Genomic DNA, 16,415 nt, shown 5'->3' on the forward strand with positions numbered 1-16,415 from the left:
AAAACTAGCGGGCGCCGCTCAACAGGCGTCCGGGAGGAAATGGAATGACGGCTGACATCTGGCTCGCTTTTGCTGCGACCGCGATCTTTCTCGCCCTCCTTCCGAGCCCTATCGCTTGTCTGACTGCCAGCTTCTCTCTCCAGCGCGGTCGCCGCACGGCGATCGCGACGGTCCCGGGGCTTGCCGTGGGAATGTCGGCGGCCCTGATCGTGGCGATGATCCCCATGGCCCTGATCGCCGTCTATCTTCCCAAGCTCATCGACGTGATCTCCTGGGCAGGGCTCGGTTATCTGATGCTCTATGTGATCTGGTCCTACCAGGACCCGCGAATCTCCGGTCCGATTGCCGATAACGACAATCTTCCCGAATGTCGGGCAGCGCGAATCTTCGGATGCCTGTTCGGTAAATCCGCCTTCCGGGCGCGTTATGCCGTCGTTCTTGCAGCCGTACTCGCCCAGTTCGTCGATCCCGACCGCTCCCTCCTGCCCCAGCTTCTCGAAATGCAGGCGACTTTCCTTGTCTGTGCTGCGCTTGGAGCCGGAATTCACGTGCTTTTTCCGCGCCGCGTGCTCAACCGCCGACGGCGGCCCGCCAACTTCAACTCCGCCTCACGCAAGCCCCAGACGCGCTTCATTTCGCGGCGCGCGGTCACAGCCGGCTATCGCCGGATCGCCGCCTGACGCTCGCCATCTTGTCGGACGCTGCCCAATAGGTTAATCAAAACACTCTTTTGGTGGCGTTTGGGCGGACTGGGGTAACCATTTTTCATGAAAGCGACCCAATGGCGATAATCCGATTCCTCGGCCGCGGGACGGCTGTGGCGTGCGCCGTTTCTTCGGTTCTGGCCGGATGTTCGAGCGTTGAACGCGAGCAGAAGCTTGCAGCGACACAGACGGTTGTCCCGACCAGCGGCCAGACGACCGGACCTGTCCAGACGGCCTCCGCGGATGGCCAGACGACTATCCAGTACAACTCCGATCTCCCGGTAAACGGGCAGGCCCAGACTGCAGGCCAGATGACCCCTCCGGGTGTTCAGGTCGCCTCGGCCGCCCAGACCGTCGGCACGCAGCCGACCGTGGCACTCGCCAAGACCGCAAGACTTCCCGTGCCGGTGCCCGCCGCCGCCGATGCGATGTCCGTTCAATCCGCCGCAATGGCATCGCCCACCATGGCGCCGCTCGTCGCTTTCGCCCCCGCGCCCGGCCCGGCGATGATGCCGCCGCCCGTTGCTCGCACCACATCGACAATTCTCGCTTCGACCCAGCCGGCGAGCCTTGCGGCGCCGAAGGGTGGACGCCTCGTGTCGCCGCCGATCGCACCGGCGGTCAGCGAAGGCAAGATCCAGCCGGCGGCAGCTTCGGCGATCGCCCTGGACGAACGGGAACTGACACCGGACATGGTCGCGCTGCAGACCGTCGTCCCGACCCCACGCCCGGACACTGCGACGCTTGCCTATGCAGCACAGCCGCGAGCCGTTGCCGCCTTGTCCGCCATGGAATTCCCGCCGGCTCCCGGCGAGCCGATGCCGTCCACGGCCACCGGTGCGCCGGCGGAATTGAGCAAGCTCATCAAGCGTTATGCCGGCATGTACGGCGTGCCGGAATCGCTCGTGCACCGCGTCGTGCATCGGGAAAGCAAGTACGATCCCAAGGCCTATCACAAGAACGGCTACTGGGGCCTCATGCAGATCAAGTATTCAACCGCCAAGTCCATGGGCTACGAAGGCCCGCCGGCCGGCCTGCTCGATGCCGAGACCAATCTCAAATACGCGATCAAATACCTGCGCGGCGCCTGGCTTGTCGCCGACAACAGAAACGACAATGCCATCAAGCTCTACGCGCGCGGTTATTATTACGACGCCAAACGCAAGAACATGCTGGACGTCCTCGAGAAATAGCCGGGCTGAAAGTGCCTTGACCGAATATGTGCAGCGGCGCCTCAGGGCGCCGTTGTTGCTTTCACCACCTCGGCGACCAGCCGGGACGGATCGTAACGGTTCCAGCTCGGCGTCAGCCCGAGCCGCACCACCACCAGATCGAGCGACGGAATGACCGTGATGGTCTGCCCATCATGCCCCTGCAGGAAAAACGCATCCGCCGGAATGTCTGGATTATTCTTGCCCGGCAGCCACGTCTGCATTTTGGAATAACGGCCGTTCGACGTGGCGTTGGCCTGGTGCATCAGGGTGACGAAACCTTGCGGCAGGATCCGGTTGCCGTTCCACACACCGTCCCGCGCAAGCAGCAGCCCGATCCGGGCCCAGTCGCGCGCGGTCGCATACATATACGAGCTGCCGACGAAGGTGCCTGCCGCATCGGTCTCCATGACGGCGCTTTGCATGCCGAGCGGGCCGAACAGCGCGTTGCGGGGATAGGACAGCGCGGCAGTTCTGTCGCCGATCCGGTCCATCCAGATCTTCGAGAGCATCACGGCCGTGCCGGAAGAATAACCGAACCGCGTGCCGGGGTCGGCCTCCAGCGGCTGGTCGGCCGCGAAGTTCGCCATGTCCGGCTCGAGATAGAGCATGCGGGTGACATCGGCGACCGTGCCGTAGTTCTCGTTGAAGGCGAGCCCGCTTTCCATGGCGGCCAGGTCGGCAATCCGGATATCGCCGCGCTGGTTGCCCTGCCATTGCGGGAACAGGCCCTTGTCGTCCAGCGAAAGCTTTCCGTCTCGAATGAGCGTGCCGAGAATCGCAGCATTCACGGTCTTGGTCATCGACCAGCCGAGCAGCGGCGTATCCTTGGAAAAGCCGGTCGAATAGGTCTCGCCGACGATCCGTCCCCGCTTGACCACGACCACCGCCCGAAGGCCCGGACCGGCAAGGCCCATGTCTGAGAGAAGCCGCGCAACCGACGGATCGGATTCCACTTTTCCACCTTCCGGCCAAAGCGTGGATGGATCGACTGACGTAACGGCAGGCACCGAAACGCCGACGGCAACAGCCGGCGCCCCATCGGGGACGACGGCGCAGCCGAGCCCTTTGCGATAGACCGCGTCATTGCCGGCAAAAATGCCGAGCAGCGCGGCATGAACCCGCTTTTCCGTTCGATCGACGGAGACCCGCATCAATTTCAGAAGCGGGTGACCCGGAGCCTGCACGTCGACAGCGAGGACCTCGCTGCTGTCGCGGCCGGCAATAAAGACGTTCGAGCAGACCATCTTGGCCGAATAGCCGCTTCCGACCCTCAGCAGTTCCGGCGGCGATGTATAGAGCCAGATTCCGAGCCCGATCAGGCCGACGACGATGACGCCGCAGAGGATTTTTAGGAACCGCACCAACAACCGCATGCCTGCCTCCATTTCAAGGGCCGCATGCAATCAGGATTCTCGACGCCAAGGAAGGGGGTGTTCGGCCGCGTGGGGCCGATCGGGGGACTGGCCACAGGCTGCGTCATCAATCTGTAGCATGACAGGTTTACACGCGCTGAAACTCTGGACAAAGCGGGACTCGACCATGGCGGATATTGCACAGGAAGCCGGTTTTCGGAAAAACCAGAAGCTGAAGGACGCACTTCTGCAGCATAAAGCTCTGTCCCGGCAGGGTTTCTCAGAAAGGCTTTTCGGCCTCCTGTTCTCCGGTCTCGTCTATCCGCAGATCTGGGAAGACCCGGAAGTCGACATGACAGCCATGGAGCTTTCCGGCGAGCATTCGATCGTCACCATCGGTTCCGGCGGCTGCAACATGCTCGCCTATCTGTCCCGCTCGCCGAAGAAGATCGACGTCGTCGACCTCAACCCGCATCACGTCGCGCTGAACCGCCTGAAGCTCGCCGCCTTCCGCCACCTGCCAGGCCATGGCGATGTCGTGCGCCACTTCGGCATGGACGGCATCCGCACCAACAGCAAGAGCTACGACGCGTTCATCGCGCCGAATCTCGATGCCGCGACCCGCGCCTACTGGGACAAGCGCACGCTCGCCGGCCGCCGGCGGATCGAAGTGTTCGACCGCAATATCTACAAGACCGGCCTGCTCGGCCGCTTCATCGGCGCCGGTCACCTGATCGCTCGCCTGCATGGCATCGACCTCACCGAAATGGCCGATGCCAAGTCGTTGCGCGAGCAGCGCCAGTTCTTCGACGACCGCATCGCTCCGCTGTTCGACAGGCCGCTGATCCGCTGGATCACCAGCCGCAAGAGCTCGCTGTTCGGCCTCGGCATTCCGCCGCAGCAATATGACGAGCTGGCGAGTCTCGCCTCGGACGGATCGATCGCGCCAGTCCTGCGCCAGCGCCTTGAAAAGCTCGCCTGCCATTTCCCGCTGCGCGACAACTATTTCGCCTGGCAGGCCTTTATGCGACGGTATCCGAAGCCGGAGGAGGGCACGCTGCCGACCTACCTCAAGGCTGAAAACTACCGCGCCATCCGCGACAATGCCGAGCGTGTCACGGTCCACCATGCCAGCTTCACGGAACTGCTGGCCCAGAAGTCCGCCGGTTCGGTCGATCGCTACGTCCTGCTCGACGCACAGGATTGGATGACGGACGAGCAGTTGAACGACGTCTGGTCGGAAATCAGCCGCACGGCCGCGCCCGGCGCCCGCGTGATCTTCCGCACGGCGGCCGAAAAGAGCGTGCTCGACGGTCGCCTTTCCCCGGCCCTTTTCGACCAGTGGTCCTATCTGGAAGAACGCTCCAACGAACTCAACCTGGAAGACCGGTCGGCAATTTACGGCGGTTTCCACATCTATGTGAAAAAAGCCTGATGGCGACGGATATGGCGAGTAACTCCCTGCCGACTGGCCACGCCGAGCGCATGGACCGGATGTACCGGTATCAGCGCCATATCTACGACATCACCCGCAAATATTACCTCTTCGGCCGCGACCGGGCGATTGCGGGATTGAATGTCCCGCCGAATGCCTCGCTGCTCGAAGTCGGCTGCGGCACGGGCCGGAACCTCGCCCTCGCCCACCGGCAGTATCCGGCGGCCAGGCTCTACGGCCTCGATATCTCCGCCGAGATGCTGGAAAGCGCCCGGTCCAATTTCCGCGGCAAGCCGATCATCCCGGAATTTCGCGTCGCCGACGCCACCAATTTCAAAGCGGAAGAGTTCGGTGCGGCCGGCTTCGATCGCATCCTGATTTCCTACGCCTTGTCGATGATTCCCGACTGGGAAAAGGCGATCGATGCCGCGCTTGCGGCCTTGGCGCCGCATGGCTCCCTCCACATCGTCGATTTCGGCCAGCAGGAACGGCTGCCAAGCTGGTTCGGGCGGTTCCTGAAGGCCTGGCTCATGCGCTTCCACGTCACGCCGCGGCCAAACCTGCACGAAGTGCTGGAAAGCAAGCTGGCGGCCGCCGATGCCGACATGATCTTCGAGGAGATCGGCCGGGGTTATGCCTGGCATGCCGTCATCCGCCGCCGCGGCTGAAGCGTTAGGCTCCCGCATCTCCGGCATGAAATCCTCTTGCCCTAACCGATTTTTTACGACGTTATGGTGAATATGGAGTTCATGCCTCCCTGTTTTGCGTCGAACGGGGCAAGAGGCTTCCACGTCGACACCACACGGGATGTTCATGCCTCGGCTCCTTCTGGCCCTCCTTGCCACCGCGCTCCTTGCCACGGGATGCACATCCTCAAGCTATGACCTGATGGAAACGTCATCGGTCAAGAAGATGCGGTTCAAGGACAGTGACCCGCAGGATTTCGGCAAAACGCACCCTGGGCTCCACGAGGTCCACGGCATCGACGTCTCCAAGTGGAACGGCACCGATATCGACTGGCCCGCCGTGAAAAAATCCGGCATCGCCTTCGTCTTCATCAAGGCGACGGAAGGCAAGGATCGCATCGACTCGACGTTCGAACTGAACTGGCGGGGCGCCGCATCGGCCGGCATTCCTTATGCCCCCTACCACTTCTATTATTTCTGCTCGACAGCCGACGAACAGGCCGACTGGTTCATCAACAACGTGCCCAGGGACGCGGTGAAGCTGCCGCCGGTCCTCGACATGGAATGGAACCAGTCCTCGCCGACCTGCAAGACCCGCCCCGATCCCGAGACCGTGCGCGCCTCCATGCAGCGCTTCATGGATCGTCTCGAGGCCTACTACGGCAAGCGGCCGATCATCTATACGTCGGTGGATTTCCACCGAGACAATCTGGTCGGCGCCTTCAGCAACCACCACTTCTGGCTCCGCGCCGTGGCGCAGCATCCGACCAAGATCTACCCCGATCGCCGCTGGGCTTTCTGGCAGTATACCTCGACGGGCGTCGTGCCGGGCATCAAGGGCGAGATGGATATCAACGTCTTTGCGGGCACCTCCAAGAACTGGCACAACTGGGTTGCGGCGGTCTCGAAGTAAACCCCGTTCACCCGACGAAACAGGTGTCTGGCAATGTGTGAGCAGTTGCGATAAAAACTGCGCCAACACGGCTGCCGTCCACGTTTCGGTCACAAAATTTTCCGAGATCGGACGGCGCTTACTCAGATTCTAGGAACGCCGAATGTCCGCTCGCTTTGCCCGCCGCCTCGCCCTTGCCTCCGTCATCACCAGTTGCCTTGCCTCCACCGCCCTCGCCCAGGCCCCGGCTATCGCCTGCGGCGGCGATCTCGGCGCTTTCCTCGACGGCGTCAAGGCGGAAGCCACTTCCAAGGGCGCCTCGGCAAGCGCGGTAGACGAAGCGCTCGCCGGTGCCCAGATCGATCAGAAGGTTCTGTCTCGCGACCGGGCTCAAGGCGTCTTCCGCCAGACCTTCCTCGAATTTTCGCAGCGCACCGTCAGCCAGGCGCGCCTCGACATCGGCCGCCAAAAAATCAAGCAGTATGCGGAGGTCTTCGCCCGCGCAGAGAAGGAATTCGGCGTGGCGCCCGGCGTCATCACCGCCTTCTGGGGGATGGAGACCGATTTCGGTGCCGTGCAGGGCGATTTCAACACCCGTAACGCACTGGTGACGCTCGCGCACGACTGCCGCCGCCCGCAGCTTTTCCGCCCGCAGCTGATCGCCCTGATCGAGATGGTCCAGCACGGGGACCTCAATCCTTCCACCAACACGGGCGCATGGGCCGGCGAGATCGGCCAGGTGCAGATGCTCCCCGAGGATATTATCGCGCACGGCGTCGATGGTGACGGCGATGGCCATATCAACGTCAAGGCCAGTTCCCCGGACGCTATCCTCACGGCCGCAAAATTCATCCAGAGCATGGGCTTCAAACCTGGCCAGCCGTGGATCCAGGAAGTGACGCTGCCGGAGAACCTCCCCTGGGACAAGTCCGGCCTCGGCAACGAGATCCCGGCCAGCGAATGGTTCAAGCTCGGCGTCACCCCGCGTGACGGCGCGACCAATTTCGGCAACCTGCCCGCAGCCCTGATCCTTCCGCAGGGTCGCAAGGGACCAGCTTTCCTGACCTATCCGAACTTCAGCATCTATCTGGAATGGAACCAGTCGTTCATCTACACGACCTCGGCCGCCTATTTCGCGACCCGGCTTTCGGGTGCTCCGACCTATCTGAAGGGCACGCCGGACCAGGGCCTGGACGACACCAGCATGAAGGCGCTGCAGACCAAGCTGGAAGCGCTCGGCCACAATATCGGCAAGGTCGACGGCATCCTGGGGTCGGGCACGCGCCAGGCCGTCCAGAAGGAACAGGCACGCCTTGGCCAGCCAGCCGACGGCTGGCCGACCCAGACCCTGCTCTCCGCGCTCTGAAATACAATCGCCGCCCGACCGAAATCGGGTGGCGGTTCGCGGAACAAAGGGATATCCCCTGACCTTGACCGTGAGGGGGATTTTGCATGACAACCGCCGCTATTCCGAAGCCCAGCGCCACCGCCTGGGCCCTGATCCTGCTGCTCGGATTGATCTGGGGCGGTTCGTTCTTCTTCGCGCGCGTCGCAGTCTTGGAAGTGCCGCCCTTCACCCTCGTCTTCCTGCGCCTGTTCCTGGCAGCAGCGGCGCTGCACATCTATCTGCACGGCCGGTTCGGGCTTTATGCGACGCTTAGAACCCACTGGCGGTCCTTCCTGGTCATGGGCTTCATCAACAACGCCCTTCCCCATACGCTGATCTTCTTCGGCCAGACCGAGATCGGCGCCGGTCTCGCTTCGATCCTCAACGCGACCACGCCGATCTGGACGGTGCTGATCGCCAATCGCTGGACCGCCGACGAAAAACTGACACCCGCAAAAATCGCCGGCTGCCTTGCGGGTCTTGCCGGGACAGCCGTGCTGATCGGTCCAGGCGTCACGGCGGCGGCGTCCGCGCCGCTCTGGGCGCTGATCCTGCCGATCCTTGCGGCAATCTCCTACGGAGTGGCCGGCACCTACGGCAAACGTTTCCGCGGCCTGCCAGCGCCGGTCAGCGCCACCGGACAACTCACGGCCTCCAGCCTGATGATGCTGCCCGTGTCGCTGCTCGCCGACCAGCCCTGGGCGCTGCCCGCCCCGTCGACACATGCCATCCTTGCAATCCTCGCCCTGGCGCTCCTGTCGACCGCCTTCGCCTATCTCCTCTATTTCCGTATCCTTGGGATGGCCGGCGCGACGAATGCCTCTCTGGTTACGCTCGTCGTGCCTCCGAGCGCGATCCTTCTCGGCGCGCTTTTCCTCGGCGAAAGACTGGAGGCGACCGACCTCATCGGCATGCTGCTGATCGGTTTCGGCCTGGTCCTGCTCGACGGAAGGCTCCTTCGCAGGCGCAGCAATTCGCCGTCTGGCGCGTCGTAACGGGTCGAAACCATCACGGAATATGTCAGAAGTTAACAGCCGTACACGGCTTTTTAACTCTGCGGAAATTAAGATTAACGGATGCTTTACCGATAAAAATCAGCGACTTACGAGATCCGTGCAGGGATAAGGTGAACAGGCGGACGGCGCTGCAGCATAGAAATACGCTTCCCAACCGGCACAAAACCGACATAAAGTCTGCCCGTCAACGCAAGGAGGCAGACATGGGACGTACATACTCTCTCAATGTCTTGGTAGTCAGTGCAGCGTTTGTGTTTGTGGCATCCATGCTCTTCATTTGAGCGCCACCAGTTCCACTACCAGTTCAAGATATCGCATCCAAGACCGTTTGATAATCAGCACTTCCGGTGAAAACGCATGCTCCTTTCGTAGGAGCATGCGTTTTTTTCATTGCGCTCAGGCAGCGGCGATGCGCGGCGTGCGGATCTGCCGGCGGCCAAGCCGCTGAAGGACGGCGGAGACGAGCGGTGCCCGGTTCATCGTGTAGATGTGGAAGTCGCCAAGGCCGCGGTGGATCAGATCCTCGATCTGTTCGGCGGCGATGTCGGCAGCCACGCTGGCGCGATCCTCGGGCTTGTCGTCCAACCCTTCGAAACGGGCATCCAGGAAAGACGGAACCGAGGAACCGCAGCGGCCGGCGAAACGCTTGAGCTGGGTCAGGTTCTGGATCGGCATGATGCCCGGCACGATCGGGATTGCGATGCCGGCGGCGCGGACCTTTTCGAGGTACCGTTCAAAAACGTCGTTGTCGAAGAAGAACTGGGTCAGTGCCCGGGCAGCGCCGGCATCCGCCTTGCGCTTCAGCATTTCGATGTCTGCGCCGAGATCGGCGCTTTCCGGATGTTTTTCGGGATAGGCGGAGACGGAAATGTCGAAGCCGCCAAGTTCCGTCAGGCCGCGCACCAGCTCCGCTGCATTCGCATAACCCTGCGGATGCGGGCGATAATCGGTGCCGACACCGCTCGCCGGATCGCCGCGCAGGGCAACGATATGGCGGATGCCGGCGGCGCGGTACTCGCCGACGACGGAATGCGTCTCTTCGCGCGTGGCATCGACGCAGGTCAGATGTGCGGCGGTCGCAAGAGAGGTCTCGCCGACCAGGCGGCGCACCGTGTTGATCGTCGGCGCCTTGGTCGAACCGCCCGCACCATAGGTGACCGAAACGAACCTCGGATCCCAGAGCGCCAGTTCATCGACCGTATCCCAGAGCTGGCCCTCCATCTCTTCCGACTTCGGCGGAAAGAATTCGAAGGAAACGCTGAAAGTTTCGCTATCGGCGGTCATTGGTTCAGCTCCCTTAAAGGACGGTTTGCGATTGGGCGGATGCATGATGGGCGGCGATCAGCAGGCGGCGGTCGCGGGCGAGCCAGACAGTGGCCGTGAGCCCGCCTTCCTTGCCGGAACCAAGATCGATCGCCTGCTCGACTTCGAGGCCCACCTTCTCGAGCCACTCCGCCATCACCTGATGGGAGAAGCCGAGACGCACATGGGCATGGTCGTTGCGCAGGTATTCGAGCGTATGCGGTGCGAGATCGACGATCAGCAGGCGGCCGCCCGGACGCAGCACGCGGGCTGCCTCGGCGATCGCCAGTTCCGGCTGGTCGAGGAAGTGCAGCACCTGGTGAACGGTGATCAGGTCGAAATCCTGGCCTTCGAGCGGCAGGTTGAGAATGTCGCCATGCCGGACGGACGCCTTGACGATACCGGCCTTGTCGAGATTGGACCGGGCGACCGAGAGCATGTCCCGGCTTGCGTCGATGCCGACGGCGCGACGGTAGATGTTGGACAGAAGCTGGAGGATCCAGCCGGTGCCGGTGCCGAGATCGAGAAGCGCGTCGACAGGCGTCGGGCCGATCAGCTTGAGCAGCGCCGATTCGACTGCCGCGTCGCTGATATGCAGGCGGCGAAGCTCGTCCCATTCGGATGCGTTGCGCGTGAAATAGGCCTGGGCGCGTTCGGCACGCAGGCGCTTGACCGTCGTCAGCCGCTCGCTGTCCCTCAGCAGCACCGGATCCTCCTCCGAGGAGGCGGCAAGCAGCGTCCTCACCAGCGTTGCCGCCTTGCCTTCCTGCTTCAGCCGGAAATAAGCCCAGGCGCCTTCCTGATAGCGATCGATCAGCGCCTCTTCGGCAAGCAGCTTCAGATGCCGCGAAATGCGCGGCTGCGACTGGCCCAGGATTTCGGTAAGATCGGTGACGGTGAGATCCCCGGCAGCGAGAAGCGCAAGCAGGCGGAAGCGCGTCGGCTCGCCGGCTGTTTTCAGTACGTCCACCAGGGTGTCGAGCGCCAATCCCATTCAGCCGCATCCTTACGCAATCAAGATATAAAGATATGTTTATATCGTTTTGCCGTTCTATGCAAGCGGCAACTGATGGATCCGACGAGGTCGCCTGAAACGCAGAAGGCGGCCGAAGCCGCCCTCTCAAGGTCTGTTTGTACCAGGAAGATCAGAATTCTTCCCACTCGTCGGCGGATTGCGCGAGGGCGGTATTTCCGCGGGAAATCGGAGCGCGCGCCGGCATCGGACGGCTCGGTGCAGCGGCAACCGGGCGCGAGGCCGGAGCCGCCGGCGCGCGCATGCGGCTCGCCGTCTCGCGAAGCTGGCCCGAGGCGCTGCCGCCGAGCTGGAAGTGCGAGAGGAGATCGCTGAGCTTGCCGCTCTCCTGGGCAAGGCCGGCGCCCGCGGCGTTCATCTCTTCGACCATTGCTGCATTCTGCTGGGTCGACTGGTCCATGTGGTTGACGGCGGTGTTGACCTGGGCCAAGCCGACCGACTGTTCCTGTGCCGCGATTGCGATCGCATCCATGTGACCGTTGACGGTCTGAACCAGTTGCTCGATGACGTTGAGCCCCTCGCCCGTCTCGCTGACGAGCTTGACGCCTTCGCTGACGGCAACCGCCGAGTTGGAGATCAGCGACTTGATTTCCTTGGCGGCGTTTGCCGAGCGTTGGGCGAGTTCGCGGACTTCCTGGGCGACGACCGCAAAACCCTTGCCGGCTTCACCGGCACGCGCCGCTTCCACGCCGGCGTTCAGCGCCAGCAGGTTGGTCTGGAAGGCGATCTCGTCGATCACGCCGATGATGTTGGAGATCTGGCTGGACGACTTCTCGATCCGCTCCATAGCAGCAACCGCGTTGCGGACGACCTGGCCCGAATGGTCCGCACGGGTCCGTGCGTCGCGGACGACGTCGCGAGCCTCGCCGGTGCGCTTCGAGGTCGAAACGACGTTGGCGGTGATCTCCTCGAGTGCCGCCGCCGTTTCTTCCAACGAGGCGGCCTGTTGTTCGGTGCGCTTGGACAGGTTGTCGGATGCGTCGGAGATTTCTCTCGAACCGCTGGTGACGGTGGAAACCGAATTGCCGACGCTGAGCAGTGCGTCGCGCAGCTGGCGGACAGAGGTATTGAAGTCGTGGCGCAGGCCTTCGAACTGCGGCGCCAAAGCTTCGTTCACCTCGCAGAGCATATCGCCGGCGGCAAGGCGGCGAAGGTTGGCGGCGAGCGCACCGGTAGCCTGGGTCAGCTTCGCCTCCGCATCCGCCTCGCTCTGGCGCTGCATTTCGATGCGCTCGGCTTCGGAGCGACGACGGGTGGCCTCCGCATCGGCTTCCAGTTGAAGATTGCGGATAGCGGCTTCGCGGAAAACCTCGACCGAACGGGCCATGGCGCCGATCTCGTCCTTGCGGTCGGCGTAGGGAATCGCCTCCTCGGTATTGCCGGAGGCAAGGCTTGCCATCCGGTCGCCGACCCGACGAATTGATTTGGATAGCTGGCGAGCGATCACGACTGACAAGGCAATGGCGGCGATGACAAATGCGCCAAGCAGCGTCAGCGACGTCACCAACGAATTGTAGGAATTGCCAAGCTTGGACGTGGCTTGCGCGTGGACGCTCGCTGCGGTTTCAACCAACAACTGACCAACGAAGTCGCGACGCGATGCCATTGCCCTGGTCCAGTTGTCCAGATCGGCAGGAGCAGGCGTGAAGGCTGTATTCTTCGCCATTTCCTCGATCTTTTGCTGAACCACTCGACCTGGGGCCGACTGCATGAACGTGTCCAGCTGGGAAACAATCGCAGGATTTACGAACTCGCGCACGAGCTGACCGTAGATTCGGATCTGGGTCGTTGCAGCACCGAAGCGAGCAAACTCTTCAAGTGAAAGCGTACCGTTCTTGGTGTATTGCATACCGATCCGGTTAAGAACGAGAAAACCTTCATTATACTGCAGCAGGGCGCCGTAGCCGGTTACTCCCTGCTGGAGATCGCGATCCTCAATGATATTGCCGGTTCGCGCGGTCAGCTGGATGGAGGACGCGGAAAGCGGCTGCAGATAGAGAAGCGGCACCATCGCATCGATGGGTCCGGCGTCCACCTTGCCGCGGAACTCCGAAATCTTGGCGTATCGTTCGTCGAGAGTGCGCTTGATGTCGGTCAAGAGCGTGTCCGCATAGCCGGCACTGACCACTTCGTTGTAGCCCGCAACGATTGCCTTGTAGGCCTCATCGGTTTTCTGGCGCATCTGGCTGCGCTGATCGGGCGAAGCGGCACTTTCAACCGGCAAGGCAAGCATCAGCCGTCCACTCGCCCCAGCCAGACGTTCAAGGGCCGCCGCGCCGGAGAGCTTTTGATAAGCGCCGTAGCTATTCAACGTGACGAACGCGCCGAGCCCAATCACGGCCAGGAGTGGAACAGAAGCAAGAAGCGTCAACGATGTACGGAAAGGCAGACGTTCGATCAAACGCAGCATGAAAAACCCTTTGAAGCGGGCCGTCATCATGACAGCGTCAAGACCCACGCGGACATGGTCTCCCTGGGCGAAAATGCGCTGGCAATCTTTGCAATTGTCTTTATCGGGCTACGTCAAAAATACCTATAATTTTGGGGGTTCGAATTTTAGCCTTTATTAATCTTGCATAAAACGAAAACCCCGGCAGAGCCGGGGTTTTGAATTAGGTGAAGCTAAAAAAGATTAACGCGTCAGACGCTTGTGAGCCTGACTGCCCGGGTTGAGGGCGTCGGGGCCGAGTCGGCGGACCTTGTCCTGCTCATAGTCCTCGAAGTTGCCTTCGAACCATTCCACATGGCCGTCGCCTTCGAAGGCAAGGATATGCGTCGCCAGGCGGTCGAGGAACATGCGATCGTGGCTGATGATGATGGCGCAGCCGGCAAAGTTTTCCAGCGCGCTTTCGAGCGCACCCAGCGTTTCCGTGTCGAGGTCGTTGGTCGGTTCGTCGAGGAGCAGAACGTTGCCGCCGGCCTTCAGCATCTTGGCAAGGTGAACGCGGTTGCGCTGACCACCCGAGAGGTTGCCGACCTTCTGCTGCTGATCGCCGCCCTTGAAGTTGAAGGCGCCGCAATAGGCACGGGAGTTCATGTCGAACTTACCGAGCTTGATGATTTCGGCGCCGCCCGAGATTTCTTCCCAGACGGTCTTGTTGCCGTCCAGCGCATCGCGGCTCTGGTCGACGTAACCGAGGTGGACAGTCTCGCCGACCCGGATCGAACCCGCGTCCGGGGTTTCCTGGCCGGTGATCATCCGGAACAGCGTGGTCTTGCCGGCGCCGTTCGGGCCGATGATGCCGACGATGCCGCCCGGCGGCAGCTTGATCGACAGGTCGTTGATCAGCGTGCGGCCTTCAAAGCCCTTGGTGATGCCTTCCATCTCGATGACCACCTGGCCGAGGCGCTCGCTGACCGGGATGATGATCTGCGCGTCGCCGGGACGCTGCTTTTCGGCGGCGTCGACCAGCTGTTCGTAGGACTTGATACGCGCCTTGGACTTGGCCTGACGCGCCTTCGGGCTGGATGCGATCCATTCCTGTTCGCGGCTGATCGCCTTCTGGCGGCCGGCTTCTTCGCGGTTTTCCTGCAGCATGCGCTTGGCCTTGGCGAGCAGGTAGGCCGAGTAATTGCCTTCGTAGGGAATGCCGCGGCCGCGGTCGAGCTCGAGGATCCAGCCGGTGACGTTGTCGAGGAAGTAGCGATCGTGGGTGATCATCATCACGGCGCCCGGATAGTCGCGCAGGTGCTTTTCAAGCCAGGCGATGGTTTCGGCGTCCAGATGGTTGGTCGGTTCGTCGAGCAGCAGCAGATCCGGCTGCGACAGCAGGAGACGGCAGAGCGCGACGCGGCGGCGTTCACCGCCCGACAGGCTGGTGACTTCCGAATCGCGCGGCGGGCAGCGCAGCGCTTCCATCGCCATCTCGACCTGGCTTTCCAGATCCCACAGGTTCTGGCTGTCGATGACGTCCTGGAGCTTGGCGCCCTCGTCGGCGGTCTCGTCGGAATAGTTCATCATCAGTTCGTTGTAGCGGTCGAGGACGGCCGTTTTCTTGGCAACGCCTTCCATGACGTTCTCGAAAACCGTCTTGGACTCGTCGAGATGCGGTTCCTGTTCGAGATAGCCGACGGTCGCGCCTTCTGCGAGCCAGGCTTCGCCGGTATATTCCTTGTCCTGGCCGGCGATGATGCGCAGCACGGTCGACTTACCGGCGCCGTTCGGGCCGAGGATACCGATCTTGGCATCCGGGTAGAAAGACAGATTGACGTTCTCAAGGATTTTCTTGGCGCCGTAGGACTTGTTGAGTCCCGACATGTGATAGATGAACTGACGTGCCATGGATAAAAGTGCTCCGGGGGGAATTTCGGTTTGCCGCTATGTAGGCGAATTGGTGGCCGGGAGCAATGCGCGAACGGTCGAGGGAGCGAGGATGTTCGACGAAACGAGGCGGTTTAAGAGCCCGACGGGTGCAAACCTTGCCTATCATTACCAGCCGGCGGCAGAACCGGGGCTTGCGATCCTGCTGATCTCGCACGGGCTTGCCGAGCATTCCAGGCGCTACCGGGCTTTCGCCGAGGCGATGGCCGGCCACGGCTTCCACGTCTATGCCTTCGACCATCGCGGCCACGGCGAGACGACCGCGCCGGATGCGCCGATCGGCCGTTTCGCCCGGCGCGACGGCGTCGGCCTGGTGCTCGCGGACGTCAAAGCCATGCGCGACATGGCGGCACATGCCCATCCCGGCCTGCCGGTCCTGCTCTTCGGCCATTCCATGGGCGGCCTGATCGCGCTCAATGCCGCCGTCGACCATCCCGACAGCTTTAATGCCGTCGCGGTCTGGAATTCCAATTTCCATCCAGGCCCGGCTGGCCGCGCCGCGCAGGTGATCCTGCGCATCGAAAAGGCCCTGAAAGGTTCGGATGTTCCAAGCGGGCTTCTGCCGAAACTCACATTCGGAGCTTGGGGCAAGTCTATTCCCGGCCACCGTACGGAATTCGACTGGCTGAGCCATGACCGGGATGTCGTCGACGCCTATATCGCCGATCCCTTGTGCGGTTTCGATGCCAGCGTCTCGCTGTGGCTCGATCTTTTCGAGCTCACTTTTCGCGCGCCGAAACTCGTTGATCGGCTGGCGAAAACTCTGCCTATCCACCTGATCGGCGGCGCCGAGGACCCGGCGACCAATGGCGGCCGCGAAATCCTGTGGCTGTCCGAGCATTTGAAGCGCAACGGCTTTTCCGACGTCACCACCAAGATCTGGCCGGGCACCCGCCACGAAACGCTGAACGATACGGTGCGGGCCCGCGCCACCGCCGAATTCGCCGCCTGGGCCCGCACCGCCCTGCCCGTCCCGGCGCCGGCGATCTGAATCGACAGTCCATATAAAACGGCCCTGCATATCAAACGGCCCCGCATATCAAACGGAATGAGTTCATGACATTTAATCAAGT

Annotated in this window: 13 protein-coding genes; 8 read left to right on the forward strand and 5 right to left on the reverse strand. The window is 62.2% G+C overall.

Annotation, left to right across the window (positions count from 1 at the left end):
* Nucleotides 1-44: 44 nt before the first annotated feature.
* Both ACSQ3G_RS10595 and ACSQ3G_RS10600 read left to right on the forward strand, forming a co-directional pair.
* The gene (locus ACSQ3G_RS10595) at nucleotides 45-680 is read left to right on the forward strand and encodes a LysE family translocator (protein WP_436109992.1); all 636 of its coding nucleotides are present in this window, start codon (nucleotides 45-47) and stop codon (nucleotides 678-680) included.
* Nucleotides 681-781: 101 nt separating this feature from the next.
* Nucleotides 782-1,897, forward strand: coding sequence for a transglycosylase SLT domain-containing protein (locus tag ACSQ3G_RS10600; protein ID WP_436109993.1), 1,116 nt, complete (start codon nucleotides 782-784; stop codon nucleotides 1,895-1,897).
* A gap of 41 nt (nucleotides 1,898-1,938) precedes the next feature.
* Here ACSQ3G_RS10600 and ACSQ3G_RS10605 read toward each other — a convergent pair whose 3' ends face one another.
* Nucleotides 1,939-3,291: a serine hydrolase domain-containing protein gene (locus ACSQ3G_RS10605; RefSeq protein ID WP_436109994.1), complete on the reverse strand. Its 1,353-nt coding sequence runs from the start codon at nucleotides 3,289-3,291 to the stop codon at nucleotides 1,939-1,941.
* A gap of 166 nt (nucleotides 3,292-3,457) precedes the next feature.
* Here ACSQ3G_RS10605 and ACSQ3G_RS10610 point away from each other — a divergent pair, with 166 nt between their 5' ends.
* From ACSQ3G_RS10610 to ACSQ3G_RS10630, 5 genes are all read left to right on the forward strand, one after another.
* Nucleotides 3,458-4,705, forward strand: coding sequence for a BtaA family protein (locus ACSQ3G_RS10610; RefSeq protein WP_436109995.1), 1,248 nt, complete (start codon nucleotides 3,458-3,460; stop codon nucleotides 4,703-4,705).
* 11 nt (nucleotides 4,706-4,716) lie between these two features.
* Nucleotides 4,717-5,373, forward strand: coding sequence for a class I SAM-dependent methyltransferase (locus tag ACSQ3G_RS10615; protein WP_436109996.1), 657 nt, complete (start codon nucleotides 4,717-4,719; stop codon nucleotides 5,371-5,373).
* A gap of 145 nt (nucleotides 5,374-5,518) precedes the next feature.
* Entirely contained in the window at nucleotides 5,519-6,304 is a 786-nt protein-coding gene (locus ACSQ3G_RS10620) for a glycoside hydrolase family 25 protein (RefSeq protein ID WP_105438515.1), read from the forward strand.
* A gap of 142 nt (nucleotides 6,305-6,446) precedes the next feature.
* Nucleotides 6,447-7,649, forward strand: coding sequence for a lytic murein transglycosylase (locus ACSQ3G_RS10625; RefSeq protein ID WP_436109997.1), 1,203 nt, complete (start codon nucleotides 6,447-6,449; stop codon nucleotides 7,647-7,649).
* Between the two features lie 86 nt (nucleotides 7,650-7,735).
* A complete protein-coding gene (locus ACSQ3G_RS10630; RefSeq protein ID WP_436109998.1) occupies nucleotides 7,736-8,665 on the forward strand; it encodes a DMT family transporter in 930 nt (309 codons plus the stop codon).
* Nucleotides 8,666-9,082: 417 nt separating this feature from the next.
* Here the strand turns inward: ACSQ3G_RS10630 and metF are convergent, their stop codons facing one another.
* From metF to ettA, 4 genes are all read right to left on the reverse strand, one after another.
* Nucleotides 9,083-9,970 (reverse strand): methylenetetrahydrofolate reductase [NAD(P)H], encoded by an 888-nt coding sequence (gene metF / locus ACSQ3G_RS10635; RefSeq protein WP_436109999.1) that lies wholly within the window; start codon nucleotides 9,968-9,970, stop codon nucleotides 9,083-9,085.
* A 13-nt stretch (nucleotides 9,971-9,983) separates the two neighbouring features.
* Nucleotides 9,984-10,982: an ArsR/SmtB family transcription factor gene (locus ACSQ3G_RS10640; RefSeq protein WP_105424280.1), complete on the reverse strand. Its 999-nt coding sequence runs from the start codon at nucleotides 10,980-10,982 to the stop codon at nucleotides 9,984-9,986.
* Between the two features lie 151 nt (nucleotides 10,983-11,133).
* Nucleotides 11,134-13,431: a methyl-accepting chemotaxis protein gene (locus ACSQ3G_RS10645; RefSeq protein WP_436111701.1), complete on the reverse strand. Its 2,298-nt coding sequence runs from the start codon at nucleotides 13,429-13,431 to the stop codon at nucleotides 11,134-11,136.
* A 222-nt stretch (nucleotides 13,432-13,653) separates the two neighbouring features.
* A complete protein-coding gene (gene ettA / locus ACSQ3G_RS10650; RefSeq protein WP_105424279.1) occupies nucleotides 13,654-15,303 on the reverse strand; it encodes an energy-dependent translational throttle protein EttA in 1,650 nt (549 codons plus the stop codon).
* Nucleotides 15,304-15,394: 91 nt separating this feature from the next.
* Here ettA and ACSQ3G_RS10655 point away from each other — a divergent pair, with 91 nt between their 5' ends.
* On the forward strand, nucleotides 15,395-16,333 hold the full coding sequence (locus ACSQ3G_RS10655) for an alpha/beta fold hydrolase (protein WP_436110000.1): 939 nt from the start codon (nucleotides 15,395-15,397) through the stop codon (nucleotides 16,331-16,333).
* The last annotated feature ends 82 nt before the right edge of the window (nucleotides 16,334-16,415 follow it).

The sequence above is a fragment of the Neorhizobium tomejilense genome, assembly GCF_964254135.1.
Classification (GTDB): Bacteria; Pseudomonadota; Alphaproteobacteria; order Rhizobiales; family Rhizobiaceae; genus Neorhizobium; species Neorhizobium tomejilense.

Excerpts from the sequence above, each read along its gene's own strand:
- ACSQ3G_RS10600 (WP_436109993.1), top strand. The coding sequence starts at position 782 with ATGGCGATAATCCGATTCCTCGGCCGCGGGACGGCTGTGGCGTGCGCC.
- ACSQ3G_RS10655 (WP_436110000.1), top strand. The coding sequence starts at position 15,395 with ATGTTCGACGAAACGAGGCGGTTTAAGAGCCCGACGGGTGCAAACCTT.
- ACSQ3G_RS10645 (WP_436111701.1), bottom strand. The coding sequence starts at position 13,431 with ATGCTGCGTTTGATCGAACGTCTGCCTTTCCGTACATCGTTGACGCTT.
- metF (WP_436109999.1), bottom strand. The coding sequence starts at position 9,970 with ATGACCGCCGATAGCGAAACTTTCAGCGTTTCCTTCGAATTCTTTCCG.
- ACSQ3G_RS10610 (WP_436109995.1), top strand. The coding sequence starts at position 3,458 with ATGGCGGATATTGCACAGGAAGCCGGTTTTCGGAAAAACCAGAAGCTG.
- ettA (WP_105424279.1), bottom strand. The coding sequence starts at position 15,303 with ATGGCACGTCAGTTCATCTATCACATGTCGGGACTCAACAAGTCCTAC.
- ACSQ3G_RS10640 (WP_105424280.1), bottom strand. The coding sequence starts at position 10,982 with ATGGGATTGGCGCTCGACACCCTGGTGGACGTACTGAAAACAGCCGGC.
- ACSQ3G_RS10595 (WP_436109992.1), top strand. The coding sequence starts at position 45 with ATGACGGCTGACATCTGGCTCGCTTTTGCTGCGACCGCGATCTTTCTC.
- ACSQ3G_RS10625 (WP_436109997.1), top strand. The coding sequence starts at position 6,447 with ATGTCCGCTCGCTTTGCCCGCCGCCTCGCCCTTGCCTCCGTCATCACC.
- ACSQ3G_RS10615 (WP_436109996.1), top strand. The coding sequence starts at position 4,717 with ATGGCGAGTAACTCCCTGCCGACTGGCCACGCCGAGCGCATGGACCGG.
- ACSQ3G_RS10620 (WP_105438515.1), top strand. The coding sequence starts at position 5,519 with ATGCCTCGGCTCCTTCTGGCCCTCCTTGCCACCGCGCTCCTTGCCACG.
- ACSQ3G_RS10630 (WP_436109998.1), top strand. The coding sequence starts at position 7,736 with ATGACAACCGCCGCTATTCCGAAGCCCAGCGCCACCGCCTGGGCCCTG.
- ACSQ3G_RS10605 (WP_436109994.1), bottom strand. The coding sequence starts at position 3,291 with ATGCGGTTGTTGGTGCGGTTCCTAAAAATCCTCTGCGGCGTCATCGTC.